The organism is Microcoleus sp. EPA2 (assembly GCA_020882975.1).
Classification (GTDB): Bacteria; Cyanobacteriota; Cyanobacteriia; order Cyanobacteriales; family Microcoleaceae; genus Microcoleus.
Genome location: JAHRFD010000002.1, coordinates 213,852 through 232,955, shown reverse-complemented (window position 1 = coordinate 232,955; position 19,104 = coordinate 213,852). Strand labels below are relative to the sequence as shown.

Annotated in this window: 5 protein-coding genes; 3 read left to right on the top strand and 2 right to left on the bottom strand. The window is 45.4% G+C overall.

The genetic code is table 11. The features are described from left to right. The first annotated feature begins 171 nt into the window (after window positions 1–171). The gene (locus tag AAFP14_RS03480) at window positions 172–10,242 is read left to right on the top strand and encodes a tetratricopeptide repeat protein (protein ID WP_341730911.1); all 10,071 of its coding nucleotides are present in this window, start codon (window positions 172–174) and stop codon (window positions 10,240–10,242) included. 286 nt (window positions 10,243–10,528) lie between these two features. On the opposite strand, the gene AAFP14_RS03475 is transcribed toward AAFP14_RS03480, so the two are convergent. Beyond that, complete coding sequence (locus AAFP14_RS03475; protein WP_341730910.1) at window positions 10,529–13,036, bottom strand: glycosyltransferase; 2,508 nt, start codon at window positions 13,034–13,036, stop codon at window positions 10,529–10,531. A 12-nt stretch (window positions 13,037–13,048) separates the two neighbouring features. Between AAFP14_RS03475 and cobA the strand changes: the two genes are divergently transcribed. Further along, window positions 13,049–14,650 carry a uroporphyrinogen-III C-methyltransferase gene (cobA, locus tag AAFP14_RS03470; RefSeq protein ID WP_341730909.1) on the top strand — a complete coding sequence of 534 codons (1,602 nt, stop codon included), beginning with the start codon at window positions 13,049–13,051 and terminating at the stop codon, window positions 14,648–14,650. Between the two features lie 370 nt (window positions 14,651–15,020). Here the strand turns inward: cobA and AAFP14_RS03465 are convergent, their stop codons facing one another. Beyond that, window positions 15,021–15,911, bottom strand: coding sequence for an alpha/beta fold hydrolase (locus AAFP14_RS03465; RefSeq protein ID WP_341730908.1), 891 nt, complete (start codon window positions 15,909–15,911; stop codon window positions 15,021–15,023). 743 nt (window positions 15,912–16,654) lie between these two features. Between AAFP14_RS03465 and AAFP14_RS03460 the strand changes: the two genes are divergently transcribed. Further along, window positions 16,655–19,057 (top strand): FHA domain-containing protein, encoded by a 2,403-nt coding sequence (locus AAFP14_RS03460; protein WP_341730907.1) that lies wholly within the window; start codon window positions 16,655–16,657, stop codon window positions 19,055–19,057. Window positions 19,058–19,104: the final 47 nt, after the last annotated feature.

Sequence of the window (19,104 nt, the reverse complement as noted above, 5' to 3'; positions counted from 1 at the left end):
AGGGAAGATTGAAGAAGAACCGCCCTACCCCCCCTACCCCCCCAAGGGGGGATGGAAGAGGGAAGAGGGAAGAGGGAAGAGGGAGGAGGTAAATAGAAGGAAGGAATAGTTAACACATTACAAAAATTTGGCACTTACCAGTTAGCGAAATCCCAAACAACAAAGATAACTATGGCTTCTCAAAAGAAATCACAACAACCTGTCAGTAAACTGAATGTGGAAGACTCTTTGAAAATTGCTTGGGAATATCACCAAGCGGGGCGTTTGTTAGAAGCTGAAAGTTTGTACAGACAAGTCGTAGCCGTACAGCCGGAGTCTGCGAATGTGCTTTGTTTGTTGGGAATCGCTGTGAGACAGCAGGGTAAAATGGCTGAGTCGATCGCCTTTTATGAACAAGCGATCGCCCAACAGCCCGATTTTGTAGAAGCGCATTTAAACAAGGCTCATGTTTTGCTCGATATTGGCGAACATCAAAGGGCGATCGCCTCCTATGAACAAGTCCTTGAAATCGCTCCCCATACAGCATTAGCCCACAAAAATATCGGCTGGCTTAAACAGCAACAGGGCGACACCGACGCCGCTATTAGCTACTATCAAACAGCCATGAAACTAGAACCAACCTGGAGCGAAATCGCCCATAATTTAGGTAATCTTTTCAAAGAACAAGGTCAAACCCACGCCGCCATTGCTTGCTACCAAAAAGCTTTAGAGACCAATCCTGATTTAATCAATACCATAATCGCTTTAGGAACAATATGGCAACAGCAAGGTGAATTTCAAGCAGCCATTGACTGTTATCAACAAGCCCTAAAACTAGAACCAAACAATGCTGAATGCGTGAATAACATCGGCGCAGGATACCACGAACAAGGCAAAATACAGCTAGCAATATCCTATTACCAACAAGCTTTAAAATTAAAACCAGATTTCATGGATGCAATTAATAATCTGGGCGACGCTTTTGTCACTCTAGGACAATTTCAATCAGCATTCTCCTGTCATTGTCGAGCCTTAGAATTGCAGCCAGAAAACAGTACAGCCCACGTAGAATTTGCCCTAAGTTTGTTATTATTCGGAGATTTCCGACGCGGCTTTGCTGAGTATGAGTGGCGGTGGCGCACTTCCCAACTACAACCGAGACAATTTACCCAACCAGTTTGGGATGGTTCGAGTTTACAGGGAAAAACTATTTTACTCCACGTTGAGCAAGGTTTGGGTGACTCGATTCAGTTTATTCGCTACGCGCCGATGCTTTACAGTCAAGGGGCAAAAGTGATCTTGGTTTGCTATCCAGAATTGATGCGGTTATTTGCTACAGTTGCTGGTGTGGAATATTTGTCACTTAATTTTAAAGATTTGCCTGCCTTTGATGTTCACGCACCGTTAATGAGTTTGCCTTATATTTTGGGGACAACTTTGGAAACAATCCCGGCAAATATTCCTTACTTAGCCCCGCCTCCTGAATGCAAATTTGCCCTCGCTTCTGATGCTAAATTGAAGGTGGGAATTGTGTGGGCAGGAAATCCCAAACGCCGAAAAGATGCTCAACGCTCTTGTAATTTGAGCGATTTTATGCAATTTTTAGATGTACCGGGAATCGCTGTTTATAGTTTACAAAAAAACTTGTCCGAGGACGATCGCGCTTTATTACATCAACACTTAGTCCCGGATTTGAGTCCCCATCTCAACGACTTTGCTGATACCGCTTCTGCTATCTCTCAACTGGATTTAGTCATTAGTGTCGATACCTCCGTTGCACATTTGGCTGGTGCTTTGGGAAAACCAGTTTGGGTACTCCTTTCCTTTGCTCCTGACTGGCGTTGGCTGCTAGATAGAGAGGACAATCCTTGGTATCCGACGGCGAGACTGTTTCGCCAAAGTCAGCCGGAAAATTGGCAAGGATTGTTTGAGGATGTCAAAGCTGCTTTAAGTTGTTTTGCGATCGCCAATAATGCTAATTATGCCACAGATGGGATTGCTGCCAATGCCACCCCAGAATCGCTGCAATTCCTGCCCCTGCAAACCACACAGGAAACTAGCAACTCGTTAGTGATGGGGAGGGAAGCAGAGATTTCCCAGGGGATTGAGATGACTGCACTCCATGGGCGTGATGTTGCCACTTTAGAAGCACAATTGCAGCAAGCAGACTCCTTAATGGAAATCGGCGAAAAAGAAGAGGCGATCGCCCTTTATGAACAGATTATCTCTACTGTCCCCAATTGCGTCCAAGCCAGAATTAACTTGGGTTTTCTCCAACAAGAAAAGGGAGAATTAGATGCAGCAATTCCGCACTATAGAGAAGCTTGGAAACTCGACCAAAAGATTCCTCAAACAGCTTACAATTTGGCAAAAATATTTGAAGAAAAAGGTCAAGCACAAGAGGCGATCGAACATTACCAAAAAGCTCTGGCGGTGCAACCAGATTTCGTACCTGCCCTGATAAATTTGGCCGTGGCGCTACAAGAAAATGGCGAACTTTTAGAGGCTGTAAATCTCTATCGGCGAGCGCTGGAAGTTCAACCCCATAGCTGGGAAGCTTTAAACAATCTGGGAACAGTATTGCAAGAACAGGGTAATCTAGAAGATGCCCTGGAATATTACCACAAAGCTCTGGAATTGCTACCAGATTTTGTGGAAGCTATCAACAATTTAGGCCGGACTTTTCTCGAAAAAGGTGCGGTAGAAGATGCGATCGCCTGTTATCGACGAGTGATATCTTTGAATCCAGAACACGCTAGCGCTCGCCTGAATTTGTCCCTGGCTTTGCTGTTGGTGGGAGACTTAGAAAATGGTTTGGCTGAATACGAATGGCGTTGGAAAATTCAAGGATTTCACACAAGTCATTCCGGTTTCTTGACGGGGCCAGATGATACAATTTCAGCCAGAGAATATCGGCCCCTTTGGGATGGTTCTGATTTACAGGGAAAGACGATTTTACTCCACGCCGAACAAGGTTTGGGCGATTCTATTCAGTTTGTGCGCTATGCTGCGATCGTCAAAAATAAAGGGGGACGAGTAATTGTTGGCTGTTATCCGCAATTACATCGCTTGTTTGCCACCGTTGATGGCATTGATTTACTAATAGTTAAAGGCGAGCTAATCCCCGAATTTGATGTGCAAGCACCCATGTTGAGTTTGCCATACATTCTCGGTACAACTAAGTCAACAATCCCTGCAAATACTGCTTATTTAACACCCCCAGCAGATTGTCAATTTGCTCTATTACCAGGACGCAAATTCAAAGTTGGGATTGTCTGGGCGGGGAATCCCAAACATCGCAAGAATATGCAGCGTTCTTGCAGTTTGAGCGCATTTCTGCCACTTTTGGACGTTTCTGGCGTAAGTTTTTATAGCTTGCAGAAAGAGCTGTCACAGGCCGATCGCGCGTTGTTACATCAAACCTCGATCGTCGATTTGAGCCCCCATTTGGGGGATTTTGCTGATACCGCAGCCGCGATCGCCCAACTGGATTTAGTGATTACCATCGATACCGCTGTTGCCCATTTGGCGGGGGCTTTGGGCAAACCAGTGTGGATTTTGCTGGCGTTTTCCCCCGATTGGCGCTGGCTTTTGGAGCGGGAAGATAGTCCTTGGTATCCCACGGCGCGGCTCTTCCGTCAGTCGATCAGGGGTGACTGGGAGGGTGTTTTTGGGCGGGTGGTGCAGGCTCTGGGGCTGGCGGTTTCTGTGCATGGCGCGCCTTCGGATTTGGCCGATGCAGCGTTGCTGGAGGGGCGTGATTTCCAGCGACAAGGCAAGTTTGCGGGTGCGATCGAATGCTACTCCAGGGCGATCGCGATCGATCCTCATAACCCCATGGCGTACAGCAATTTGGGTGTTGTCAAACAACAAATGGGTTTGCTCCCAGAGGCGATCGCCCATTACCGCCAAGCTTTAGCCCTTGAGCCGAATTTGGCGGAAACTCTCAGCAATTTGGGGAGTGCTCTGGCGGATGCAGGGGAAACAGCAGAGGCGATCGCAGTTTACGATCGCGCTTTGAGTTTAAACCCCCATTGCGCCGAAGCTTGGATTAATCTGGGGCTGGCGCGGGAAGCCCAAGGGGAGTTGGCGGAGGCGATAAACTGCTATCAGCAAGGGATTGAAGTTAATCCTAATTGTCCTGAAGCTTACTTGAATTTGGGCATTGCTTTGGAAAAACAAGGGGATGAAGAAGGGGAAGCCAAGGAGTTTTACGATCGGGCGATCGCCAATTATGAACGGGCGATCGCGATCGAACCGAATTACTTTGAAGCCTTGCACAATCTAGCCTACGCTACTATTCGACAAGGAAAAATCGCCGAGGCGATCGCGTATTACGAGCGATCGACTGCACTGCAACCGAGTTTAGCAGAAACTCTGATTAGTTTGGGGAGTTCCCTGCAACAGCAAGGAAAGTTAGATGAGGCTCTAGCCGTTTGTCAGCAAGCGATTCAGAAATTGCCATCCCATGCTGAGGCTCATTGTAATCTCGGAATTGTGTTTCAGAAACAGGGAAAAATTGCCAAGGCGATCGCCTGCTATCACCAAGCTTTGAGTCTCAAACCAGACTTCCCAACAGCTTTGAACAATCTCGGTAAGGCTTTTGAGGATGAGGGAAAAATGGCAGAGGCGATCGAATGTTACCAACGGGCGATCGAACTTCAACCCGATGGAATTAATTCCTGCAACGGTTTGGGAAATGCTTTGCGGCAACAAGGACAGTTTACAGATGCTGTCGCCTGCTACAGTCACGGAGTAGAGTTCAATAAAACTCACCCAGAAGCTCACTTAAATCTCGCTTTAGCTTTGCTGCTGATGGGAGATTTTGAACGCGGTTTTTCCGAGTATGAATGGCGGCTGCTCGTTCAAGAAAAACAGTTTCCCACTAATAACTTTATCCAGCCTTTTTGGGACGGTAAAGATTTGGAGGGAAAAACTATTTTACTTTGCCCAGAACAGGGTTTAGGCGATGCCATTCAGTTTATCCGCTACGCAGATTTAGTTAAGCAAAAAGGCGGCAACGTCATTGTTTGGTGTTCGCCCCAATTACAGCGCTTATTTGAACAGGTTTGGGCCATCGATCGATTAATAGTCGATCCAGAAACAGCCCCGGATTTTGATGTCCGCGCTCAATTAATGAGTTTACCTCACCTTTTGGGTACCACCTTAGCAACTATACCCGCCCAGGTTCCCTATTTAGCACCGCCACCAGGTCTAGAATTTACTCTTCGTCCAACTTCTAACTTAAAAGTAGGAATTGTCTGGTCTGGAAATCCTAAAAATTCCCAAAATAACCTGCGTTCATTTCCCTTAACTTGCGTGGTAAAACTATTAGATATTCCGGGAGTAGAGTTTTACAGCTTACAAAAGGAATGCCCAGAAGCAGAACGTACCTTATTAGAGCAAATGCAAATAGCAGATTTAAGTGCTTATTTGCATGATTTTGCTGATACGGCGGCGGCCATTTCGGCTCTGGATTTAGTCATTTCTATGGATACTTCAGTGGCGCATTTGGCTGGGGCTTTGGCTAAACCAGTGTGGATTTTGCTTTGTTTTACCCCCGATTGGCGCTGGATGTTGGAGGGCGAAGAGAGTCCTTGGTATCCGACGGCCAAGTTGTTTCGACAAGAAAAAGCCGGGGATTGGGAAGGGGTTTTTGGGCGGGTGGCTTTAGCGCTAAAATCTCAGATTTGCGAGCATCAACCAGAGGAAAAATTAATCGAAAATCAGTCCAGTTTAGACTTAGCTCAACAACAGTTTAATCTGGGAAATCTGCTGAAGTCCCAGGGTGAATTTTCCGAGGCGATCGCCTATTTTAAAAAAGCTTTAGTTTATCAGCCAGATTTGATAGCAGCTACAACTAATTTGGCGGTGACGCTGCACCAAATCGGCGATTTTACCGAGGCAGCCAGATATTATTTGCGAGCCATAGAAATCGACCCAGACTCCCCTCAAGGCTACAACAACTTGGGCATTTTGCACCAATCTCAGGGGAATATGGCTGAGGCTGTGTCTTGTTTTCAAAAGGCGATCGCCCTGAATCCACTCTATGTCAAAGCTCTGAACAATCTCGGCTCAATTCTCCAGCAGCAGGGAGAATTTTCCAGTGCGATCGCTTATTTTCAGCAAGCGCTTTTTGCTACTTCTAATTACGTGCCAGCACTGATAAATCTGGGCGTGGCAATGGAAGCCAAAGGTCAGCCAGAAGAGGCTAAACGCTTTTATCAACAGTGCATTTACCTAGAACCTGACAACCCCCAAGGATACTATTATTTGGGTAATTTGTACTTAAAAATACACGAATTCCCCTCGGCAATTGATAATTTAGAAACCGCCTTAGTTTTGCAGCCAGATTCTGTGGAAAGTTTGAATAATCTAGGCAGTGCTTTAGAAGGAATTGGCGACATACCCAAAGCAATTGCCTCTTACGAACGAGCCTTGAAACTTGATGCAAAATGTGGTAAAGCTCATTTCAATTTAAGCTTAGCATTACTGTTGAATGGAGACTGCGAGCGCGGTTTTGCTGAGTACCAATGGCGATGGGAAACAGAGCAGGGAAAACAATTGGACTGGTTCCCTTTAGCACAGCCAGTTTGGGATGGTTCTGATTTGGCAGGAAAAACTATTTTGTTACGTTGCGAACAAGGTTTTGGCGACGCGATTCACTTTGTACGTTACGCCTCCATTCTCCAGCAAAAAGGTGCTAAAGTATTGGTCTCTTGCTATCCAGAACTCAAGGGTTTATTCCAAACAATTCCGGAAATTGAACAAGTAGTAGTTAAAGTAGAGGAGTTGCCGGAATTTCAGTTACAAGCACCGCTGATGAGTTTGCCCTACATTTTGGGAACAAACCTAGAAAATATCCCGGCAAATATTCCTTATTTATCGCCTCCTGCTGACGGGCATTTTTCTCTGGATTTAAACCCCAATTTTAAAATAGGGATTGTTTGGGCTGGGAGTTCGGAACATTTGAAAGATTTTATGCGATCGACTGATTTAAGCTATTTTCTGAAATTGTTAGATCTTCCAGGAGTAAGTTTTTACAGTCTTCAGAAAGAATTATCGGCGGGCGATCGCACTTTATTAAGTCAAATTCCAGTCACAGATTTAAGCGATAATTTGAAAGATTTGGCAGATACCGCAGCGGTGATAGCGCAATTGGATTTAGTAATTTCTGTAGATACCGCTGTCGCCCACTTAGCCGGTGCTTTGGGAAAACCAGTCTGGATTTTGCTCTCTTTTGTGCCCGATTGGCGGTGGATGTTGGAGAGAGAAGATAGCCCTTGGTATCCGACAGCACGGTTGTTTCGTCAGCAAAAACCGGGTGATTGGGAGGGAGTATTCGATCGCCTAAAAACAGCCTTACAACACATGGTGGGCACGCACCATCCACAAGACAGGGCGGGCACGCACCATCCACAAGACAGGGCGGGCACGCACCATCCACAAGACAGGGCGGGCACGCACCATTCACAAGACAGGGCGGGCACGCACCATTCACAAGACAGGGCGGGCACGGGGGCACCGCCCCTACAGTCTAATTTATTATCACCCGCTCAGGTAGAATTTCACATAGCAAATGCTCTCAACAAACAGGGTAAAAAAGCAGCAGCGATCGCCCGATATAAACAAGTAATTGCGCTGAATCCGAGTCACCCAGAAGCCCACAGTCATTTAGGCTATCTCCAACAAGAAGACGGGCTAATATCCGAGGCAATTTCCCATTATCAACAAGCCCTAGAAATCGATCCCAATCAGGGTGAAACTAACTTATACTTAGGTTGCGCCCTCGAAGAAGATGGAAAAGTTGCCCTTGCGATCGAATATTACGATCGCGCAATTGAATTATCTTCAGACTCACCGCATACTCATTTAAGACTAGCCTTAGCCTTGCTGCTTACTGGCAATTTTTCGCGCGGTTTTGCTGAATATGAATGGCGCTGGCAAACTCAAGAATTGGAAGCCAGATATTTCGCCCAACCACTTTGGGATGGTGGTAATTTCCAGGGAAAAACTATTTTGCTGCATTCAGAACAAGGTTTTGGCGATGCCATTCATTTTATCCGTTACGCAGCTTTAGTTAAGCAAAAAGGTGGCCAAGTTATTGTGGCTTGTCATCAATCTTTGCAGCGTTTATTTGCAGGAGTTGCAGGCATAGATCGTGTAGTAACAAGGCCCAAGGATTTGCTAGAGTTTCAACTACAAGCGCCACTCTTGAGTCTACCCAAAATTATGGGTACTACCTTAGAAAATCTACCCGTGAATATTCCTTATCTAGCTCCCCCACAGGATTTTAAATATTCCTTAGAACCCAACAATCAACTCAAAGTAGGGATTGTTTGGTCTGGTAGCCCGCTGCACCGAAAAAATCACGATCGCTCCTGTACGTTGAAGGATTTTAGGAAGTTTTTAAACGTGCCAGGAGTGAGTTTTTATAACCTTCAGAAAGACTTATCACAAGGCGATCGCACTTTACTCAATCAACAGCAAGTGCAGGATTTGAGCCCAGAGTTAGGAGATTTTGCCGACACCGCAGCCATTATTTCCCAACTGGATTTAGTAATTTGTGTAGATACTGCTGTCGCCCACTTAGCCGGTGCTTTAGGAAAACCAGTCTGGATTTTGCTCTCTTTTGTGCCCGATTGGCGGTGGATGTTGGAGAGAGAAGATAGCCCTTGGTATCCCACTGTGCGGCTGTTTAGGCAGCAAAAAGCGGGTGATTGGGAGGGAGTGTGCGATCGCCTAAAAACAGCCTTGCAAGAGAGGGCGGGCACGGGGGCACCGCCCCTACAATCTACTCGTTCCCAGGCTCAGCCTCAAATTCAAGCCCCAGAAACGCCCCCACTAACCCCTAGGGAGTGTTTTCAAGCTTTCCAATTAGATTCAGATCCCCCTAAATCCCCCTTAAAAAGGGGGACTTTGACACAATTCTCTCCCCTTTTTAGGGGCGGTGCCCCCGTGCCCGCCCGCTTGCTGGGGGGATCTCCGGGTTTGAAAACAGACCCTCGTTCCCAGACAGAACCTGGTAACGCAGATGCTTTGGCTCAGCCTCAAATTCAACCCCCACAAACACCCCCAAAACTAACAGGAATAGGTATCACATGGCCAGTCAGCGTCACCAGCGGCTGGGGAATTTATGGCATGAATTTAACACTGCAACTGGTGACAAATCCCGCCTGGGAAGTTGCACTATTAGCACCACCTTCCATCTCAGAAATTATCAATCCGCTGCACAAAGCGCTGTTATTACCATTATTAACAAAACAGAAACAGTTTCAAGAATTAGTAGCAGCCAATTCAGACAAACAAATCAATTGCAACTTTCCAGCACTTTACGCCCTCGGCAATAATTTAGCATCCTCTGGTTTGGAAAATCAAATTACCAGTGACTTTCCAGTGGGAGTCATCTTTTTTGAAGACACCAGAATCACAGCAGAAGCATTAGAAAAAGCCAAAAAATATAGTTCGATTGTCGCCGGTTCCCACTGGAATGCCGATGTTTTGAAAAGCTACGGCTTGACTAATGTCGCCATGGTAAATCAAGGCATTGACCCCGCAATTTTCCATCCTGTACCCAAATCTAATCTATTTGGCGATCGCTTTGTCATCTTCTCCGGTGGCAAACTAGAATATCGCAAAGGTCAAGATATTATTGTCGCCGCTTTCAAACGCTTTCACAAAAAACATCCCGAAGCATTATTGCTAACAGCATGGCACAACTTCTGGCCTCAATATATGTTAGGCATAGAACAAACCGGAAACGTCATCGGACTTCCCAATATTAACCGCGATGGCAGTTTAGGAATTGCCCAATGGTTAGTAGCTAACGGTTTACCTGTTGACTCTTTTATCGACATTGGCTTAATTCCCAATCATCTAGCCGGACAAATATTGCGAGAAGCCGATGCAGCCGTTTTCACCAATCGCTGCGAAGGCGGCACTAATTTAGTCGCAATGGAAAGTATGGCCTGCGGAATTCCTACTATTTTATCAACAAATACGGGTCATTTAGATTTGATTAGCAGCAATAATTGCTATCCTTTATCAAATCAGGGACGAGTTAAACCTACTGTTCATTTTTCCGGTATAGAAGGCTGGGGAGAGTCGGAGGTTGATGAAGTCGTCGAGGCTTTGGAACAAATTTATACTAATCGTGAAGAAGCCCAACGTCGCGGTTTAGCTGCGGCGAATTTCATGCTTGATTGGACTTGGGAAAAACAGGTTAAGCGTTTTTTGGATGTGATTGGCGGGCTATATACATAATTCCCGTAGGGGCGGGTTCATCAACAATAATCGCCCCAAAACTAACAATTTCAAAAACCCGCCCTCTCACTCTCTCTTCTCTGCCTTCGCGTCCTACCCTACGGGAACCCCTGCGGGGAACGCGCCTTCGCGGTTAAATCATTCCGATACAACCAGAATTGATATAAAATGTAGGTTGAAATTACAATTTCAATCCACCGATAGATACTGTAGGGTGCGTCGTACTCGACAATCTCCAATTAAAATCAAAAATATAGCAGCGACGCACCCTACCAGATAAAAAAGATTAATTTGCGATTGATTCCAATAGTCTGTTAGCACTGTTTACACATTCAATATCGTATAGTTCTGGATTGTAAGAAACAATTTGTGCTACCAATTTATGATGGTATGGTTGAGCTTTTTCATTTCTAGAACCATAAACTCGACGATAATTAAGAACTATTTCTCTGGTTCCCAAAAAAGGAATGCTATGTTTGTGACAATTAACCCAAAATTCCCAATCCTCATAACCTTCTTTCATCTCTCCTTTGTAACCGTTGACCAAATCCCAAACTGATTTGTGATACAATGAAGACGTGCAAATCATATTAGATTGTTTGATATTTATTGGTGAATATAAATCATAACTGGGTACGGTGCGATTTTCATTGCCACCAAAAATTTGATAAGAACCAAATGCTATGCAAGGTACTTGTGATTTTAAAGATATTTCTAAAAGACAAGTTAAGGCATTTTCAACTAAGATGTCATCGGCATCTAAGGGGATGATGTATTCGCCCTTTGCTGCTGCTATCCCAGCATTCCTCGCCATTGATATCCCTTGATTCGGTTGTTCGATTAGCCTAATTTGATGCTGGGGATTTGCTGCTATCAAATTTTGGGCGACGGTGCTAGTAGTATCTAAACTGCCATCATTGATAATGATGATTTCCCAATTTTTGTAAGTTTGGTTGATAACGCTAGTTACTGCTTGGGGTAAAAAATGAGATTGATTGTAACAGGGAATAATCACAGAAATCAAAGGTTGACTTGGAAGCTGCGGCAATGACTGGTGATTTTGAATAATTTCGGTGGAGTTTTGAGAAGTGCCGCTAACATCATAGCCTTGCAAATGTGCTGGCAACTCCCAGACAATATTGGGGTCTGGTTGATGTGCGACTGGCTCAACATTGCCCCGCCAAGCAGCACCCATAATTTGCATTGTTTGATAAATTACAGTATGCCATCCCTTTTCTTTCAAGTAATTTAAACCTTTAGCAACATCGGGAGCAGCTAAGTCATGAAATAAAATTATTGCATCTTTTTCCGCCAACTTTTCACAAACAATTGCATCATTTAACGGGCCATCACCGCCGTGTTCTCCATCAATAAAGATTAACGACCATTTGCGGTTGAATTGAGCGGCAAATTCTTCGACTCGTTGGGGACTGTAACCTGGAATTAGCTCGACGGTAGTTTGAACTCCCGACGCATTGAGAGCTCCTTGAATTGAATCGATGACACTTTGTCTGATGTCTTCTCTTTCTAATAGCGGATCGACGACATCTAAGGCAACTCCAGCCAGGGCTAAATGACAGGCTGACCAACCCAGCCAGCAGCCTATTTCTAATGCTTTTTTACCCGAAAATTGCAGGGCTGTATTGTAAAGAATGTGTGCTTCATCGCGACTGAGAAAGCCGACTGAGGAAGCTCGCCCATCGACATACCAATTGTGAGGAATTTCTCGACGTAGATAAGGCCACGGACAAGTCTGAGTATCGCCGACTATCATGTTGGGAAAGTACGCATCTGGGAGGATGATTTTCAATCCGGGGGATATGTAATCTCCGGCGGGCAATAAAGTATTATTTGCGATTTCTGAGTGTCCTTGTACTGTCATTTTTTTCGGCTGAATGGGTTGGTAACGGAGGCTGATTTCTATTGTTTCGCCGTCTGTGGTGGCTAATTTTACCAAGTCATGTTTGTGACCGGTCATGTGCAAAATCCCGATCGCCTCCTGCGGCAAATACGGTTCCACAAAACAACCCCGCTGCTTGTCCCACACGGGCAAACCAAAGTTGCAACTCCAGTTGCACCAAGCCGGCAATATCTCTGTTTTGTCAAAGAGTGCAGTGCCGTAAACCAAGCAATTTAAGGCAATTTGGTCGCTCATCAAAGATACGTGCTGCTGCAATCCCTGGGCCAAATATTCTGCCCAAAGTTCCCAGTGCGGTGCATTTTTGTGCAGCGCAAAAACACCAGCATTGATGGTAGGATAGCTGTGCAATTTCTGGGCAACTTCTTCCCCAAAAGCTGCTTGATAATCCCGATAAACAAATTCCCAGTACCAAGACAGTTTGCCGTAAGCTAAATAATAACCGCGATCGAGTTCTGGAACAACTGCTAAACCCCGCTTTGCTGCTCCTTTAACTAACAGTTCAACAGCCTTCCAACTTTGTACCCAAGCATCGGCATCTATCCAAAGATAGATGTCAAAGTTGGGGAAGTATTGGCGCAAAAACGGACGTGCTAAAAGTCCTTTTAGATAGTGAGGGGCTTCATTTTTGCCAGGAAAATCAAAGTCCCAATCGGGTTTTTTAATGATATTAACTTGTGTTTCTAGCCATTGTAATTGTTCGGGAGTGCAGCCGAGATCGAAAAAGCCGATCGCCACATTTTCCCCCTCTGGTTTTTCCCGCACCGATAAAATAGTGCCTCGCACCAGTTCAAAGTAATTTGCATCGGCGGCCGTAATGATGATAATCTGCATAAAATCAAATATAACCGACAATTTTAATATCAAGTATACCACGGAGGCAAACTCGTGAAAAACCCAAAAGGCAAAGTTTATCTAGTCGGGGCGGGGCCAGGAGATTGTGATTTGATGACAGTGCGATCGCAAAAATTGCTCTCCCAAGCCCAAGTCTTAATCTACGACGCTCTAGTCGATATCCCCCAACTCGAATTAATCCCCGTAACTTGCCTCAAAATCGAAGTCGGAAAACGCGGAGGCAAACCATCAACTCAACAACAAGAAATCAACCGTTTGCTAGTAGAATACTGCCACAAAGGTAAACAAGTAGTCCGCCTCAAAAGTGGCGACCCCTTTATTTTTGGACGTTCTAGCTCCGAAATTCAAGCATTAATCGCAGGGGACTGTGCCTTTGAAGTCATACCGGGAATTTCCTCCGCCTTCGCCGCACCATTGCTAGCAGGAATTCCCCTCACCGATCCAGTAATGAGCCGCTGTTTTGCAGTGATGAGCGCCCACGAACCAGATGCTCTGGAATGGGAAGCATTAGTCAAGATTGAAACCTTGGTAATATTGATGGGAGGGCGCAATTTGGGTGAGATAGTTTGGCAATTACAAAAGCATGGATTATCCAGCCAAACTCCCATCGCCATTATCCGAGATTGTGGCCGCCCAGAACAACGAATTTGGTTGGGGAATCTCTCCGATATCATATCCAAAACTACAGGCAAATCTCTGTCACCTTGTGTGATAATTATTGGGGAAGTAGTAAGGTTACGCGAATATTTAATCCAGCCCCAAAGCACCAACATGATCGACATAAATATCACTATTAATAAGAACCCATTGCCGCTAGCAGGAAAAACTATTTTAGTCACTCGTGCAGCTTCTCAATCGGGTCAATTTACCCATTGCCTCCAGCAACAAGGAGCCCGCGCCATCGAAATGCCCGCCCTAGTGATTGGTCCCCCTTCCACCTGGGAACCATTGGACAGCGCGATCGCCCAATTGTCAAGTTTTCACTGGTTAATTCTCACTTCCACCAACGCAGTAAACTACTTTTTTGAAAGACTAGAAGCCAGCGGCAAAGATGCCCGCAGCTTGTTCGGAATTAAAATTGCAGTTGTCGGCAAAAAAACCGCCGAAACTTTGCGATCGCACTCTTTGCAACCAGACTTTATTCCCCCTAACTTTGTCGCCGATTCCCTAGTCGAAAACTTCCCTTGGGAGGGCGTGGAGGGCGATCGCGGGGGCATCGCCCCTACCAACTGCAAAATCCTATTTCCCAGAGTAGAAAGTGGCGGCAGAGAAGTTTTAGTCAAAGAATTCACGGCGAAAGGAGCCCAAGTCATCGAAGCACCAGCTTATCAATCTTGCTGTCCCGAAAACATCGATCCGATCGCCCTAGCTGCGCTGCAAAATCGAGCAGTTGATATTATAACATTTGCCAGTTCCAAAACCGTACAAAATTTTTGTAAACTGATAGAACAAAGCCCAGAATTGTCTCGCAATCAGGATTGGTTGAAAAATGTTTGCATCGCTTCCATCGGGCCGGAAACTTCCAAAAGTTGCTACAACTTATTGGGTAAATTAGATGTGGAAGCTAAGGAATATACATTGGATGGGCTGAGTGAGGCGATCGTTCAATGGGTTGCACAAAATCAAAATTTGTAGTTTATTACCAAAAATTTGGGTCTAAAGTCCCGTTCTTTTAGGAAGACTTTAATTTTCCCACGACAGGTCAGCTAATGACCTAGGTTTTTGGTTGGTCGATCGCCCTACCAGCATCAACGCCCAATGCGATCGCCTCAGTCAAATAATTTAAAACTTAAAAAAAATGGTTTCAACAGAAAGAGCACCGACGACTGGCCGTGTTTCGTCTCGGTGCTCTTACTGGTTCGCTCCTCACACGTCCATTACTCTAGCCGACTCAGCCAACCCTGTCAAGACTTTTCACAAAACTTTTTTTGGCAAGTCTTCTAACAGCGGAAACATCAGCCTTGAAACCCTTGGACACAAAGGATCGGGATGCTGGGGAGACTCATCAATTCAACTGGGCCATCCAGTCCAAAATCAGAGCATTGACTTGAGTGGGGCGTTCGTCGTGGGGACAGTGCCCTGTGTTGGGAATCGAAACAAATTTGACCGATCGCCCATTATCCGCCAAATCCTGATAAATTTTACTACCTGCGATCGGAGTCCAGGGGTCATCAGCACCCCAAAGTACCAATAAGGGGCGATCGACTTTAGGTAGCAATTCCGACGGTTGAGGGCCTGCGGGGGCTGTCAGAATCGACGCAAAAACCTGTTGAGCTCCCGGATCGCAGGAGGGGGCGTGGAGGAGTTCTACCAGTTCCTCCGTAATGGCTTCCTGGTTCCCGTAGACTTGGCGCAGGGTGTTGCGGATGCGGTGTTTTTGGCGGATGTTGTGGAATAGCAACGGGCCAAAAATGGGCGATCGAACTAATTGAGCAAAAGTCCCCATCACCAATCCCAGAAGAAAGTTAAGTTCTTGGGGACGGTGGTTGAGCCCGCCAGCACAATTAATCAAGACTCCGCCGGCGGATATTTCGGGATGATTGGCGACTACCATCAAACTCAGCAAAGCGCCGATGGAATTCCCGACAAACACCGCCGGTTCCTGTACCAACTCCGTCCAAAAATCTGTCAGCAATTCTTCCCACAACTCTAGGCTGTAATCTAGAGCTGGCTTAGCAGAAGCACCGAATCCCAGCAAGTCTAGGGCGAATACTCGGTAGCCGCCAGCCGCCAGGGCGGGGATGTTGTTTCTCCAATGTCCGATCGAAGCTCCAAAGCCGTGAATTAAGATGAGAGGGCGGCCTGTTCCTTGGACTGTATATTGAATTTTGTGGCCGCGCCATGTCCAAATTAATTTTTCTAAGCTGTTGGCTGATACTAGCTGTTGTGTAGTCACGGCAGTTATGCAAAGTTTTGTTAACTAATTCGATCGTAGCAGGATCGCGCGGCTTGAGCTACTGCCTCCGCTAGAATCTAGAAGATAAGTAGAAGGAAGAAGGAAGAAGTCACCCCCCCAGCCCCCCCCAAGGGGGGAAATTCAGGAAGAAGGAAGAAGACTTATGCAGTCAGCTTTTCGGTCATACCAAATCCGTTAGCATCGGAATTATTAAACTCTCTCTTCTCTTCCTTCGCGTCCTTCGCGCCTTCGTGGTTAAATCATTCCGATACAACCGGAATGGATATCATCCGTATTTTACGTTTAATTAAGTGGATTTACTTAATAAGACCTATGGAATAGCACTCAAGAAACCGGGTTGTTTATCAAATATTGAGCAAGAACGAGTATTCTCAAAAAAAAACTGATTCTCACCTCCGCGTAAATCCGAAAAAAGTTCGATCGCACATCCCCCATAATTCCTGTGGAACAGGCTGTAGGGCCTGTTTTTGACTATCTGTTTGGGAGACATCTATAGCAATCCTAAATCATTTGTGAAATTTCTCTCTTACCCCCTCCCCTTAGTAAGGTCCGGGTTGGGGTGGGGTAAAAACTTTACGACTCCTGCAAGGATTGCTATATTCTTGAAATTAAATATTAAAATTTCTGGTGCGTAATGTGAGTTTTGTGAACAATCTTTTGTCGTTATAGTTGTCCAGGTTTTGATATGCTAACAAAGTGAGTCTCACAAACGCGATTGAAGTATGACAGGCAGCATAGGACAACCCACAGCTTTAAGCAATCGACCATATTTAGTCTTAAATAGTCAAGGCCAAGTTTTACAGTTTGAGTTGACACAGCAGCAACACGTATTGGGGCGCGATCGCACTCGTGCCGATTTAATCATACCTGAACTCTGGCGCGCAGTTTCCAGCGTTCACGCTGTTTTGCGCCAAGTAGGTGATAATTACTGGATTTACGACGGTAACGGTCAACAGCCAAGCACTAATGGCCTATTTGTCGATCGCACCCGCATCACTCCCAACGACGGTTATTGTCTGAAAAATGGTACAGAAATTAAAATCGGTCTTGACCCAAAAAATCAAGTTTTACTGACATATTTTAACCCCACTGCAAATCAAGTTGTAGCATCAAACAAACAGTCAATTTCCCTCAAAAATCGGTCGGTATTGTTGGGCCGCGATCCGAATGCAGCACTGCAATTAGACTCTCCCCTTGTGTCCAGACGCCACGCCACCATTGACCAAGACAGCCGCGGCAATTATATTTTACGAGACCACAGCGCCAACGGCGTGTTTGTTAACGGTCAGCGAGTCACAAATTCTCTACAATTGTCCGAGGGAGATGCCATTCGGATCGGTCCGTTTACTCTAATTTACCACAGTGGCGAGTTGGAGATGCAAGACTCCGGCAATCAAATTCGTTTGGATGCTGACTGTCTGGTGATTCCCAAGCGTTTAAGGCGAATCAAATTAGCGATCGAACCAGGGCAATTTGTCGCCTTAGTCGGCGGTAGTGGCGCGGGAAAATCTACATTAATGCGGACACTATTAGGCATTGAAAAAACTACTAGCGGTGTCGTTTATATCAACGGCGATGACCTCAGAAAAAACTTTAATATTTATCGCAATCAAATTGGTTACGTCCCTCAAGATGATATTATTCACGCCGATTTAAAAGTAGAAGAAGTATTAACCTATGCAGCTAAACTACGTCTACCACCCGATACAAATGTTAAGCAAGTAGTCGCTAAAACCTTAGAAGATATTGAAATGACTCACCGCAGCAAGGCTTTAGTCAAAGAACTTAGTGGCGGACAGCGCAAACGGGTTAGTATCGGAGTCGAACTGTTAGCCAACCCGAAACTCTTCTTTTTAGACGAACCGACATCAGGACTAGACCCCGGTTTGGATAAAAAGATGATGCAACTGTTGCGAAAGTTGGCAAGTCAAGGTCGGACGGTGATTTTAGTCACTCACGCCACAGCAAATATCACCATGTGCGATCGTATCGTATTTATGGGTCGTGGCGGTCGCCTCTGTTACTTCGGGCCACCAAAGATAGCCCTCGACTTTTTTGATGTTAAAACTGGTGATTTTGCCGACATTTACAACGAACTAGAAACAGAAGAAAGCAACGTTCAAAGCTGGGCGGATAAATTTAGCAATTCTCCCTACTATCAGCAATACATTGAAAATCATTTCAGCATCGACAATACCGCACAAAAAAAATCTACCCCCCCTCCCCAGCCAAAATCTGTATCTTTTATCCAACAACTGTTTATACTTGCTCAACGTTATTTCCAGCTAGTTTGCCGCGACGGCGTTAACTTAAGTTTAGCTCTTTTAACTGCGCCGATCGGCATTAGTTTACTGCGGCTTGCAGTCAGAGACAAAGACCCATTAATAGGCGCACCGGAAGCAACTTTAGCACCTTTAGCCTTGCGAGTTTTGTTTGTCTTTACCTGTGCAGCCATTTGGGTAGGATTGGCAACTTCTCTCCAAGAAATTGTCAAAGAATCAGCTATTTATCTCCGCGAACGTTTAGTCAATTTAGGATTATTTGCCTATGTAGGTTCAAAAGTTTTAATCCTGTCCGGGTTAGCCGTATTGCAAACCATCTTAATGGTAGCCATAATTTTGATTGCTTTTAAACACCCAGAACCGAGTTTAATTTCCTGGACAGTCGGAGTAAGCATTACCACTTTTCTAACTTTACTTAGTTGCGTCAGTCTCGGATTAGTGGTTTCAGCCATCGTCAAAAATAGCTCTCAAGCTAATAGCGCTTTACCTCTGTTATTACTACCTCAGATTATCTTTTCTGGAGTTTTGTTTAAGATGGAAGGTGTCGCCAGTAAATTTTCTTGGTTGATGTTAAGCCGCTGGTCTGTGGGTGCTTATGGCTCTTTAGTTAATGTCAATGCCATGGTTCCCGCAGCTACTAAATTGCCCGATGGGAGTACGCTTCCTCAGCCCTTTGAGCCTACTCCTGTGTACGATCCCACTTGGGAAAATTTGAGTTTAAATTGGGGGATTTTGTGCGTGCATATTTTGGTTTATTTAATCTTAACTGTGTGCTTGCAGAAGTGGAAGCATATTTTGTTCCAATTCTTCGATCGGATATCAAATCTGGCAAAAAAAAGGTGAAGCTAGTGGGAGGGAGAGCGAATATTTTGAGCAGAACGAATAGATTG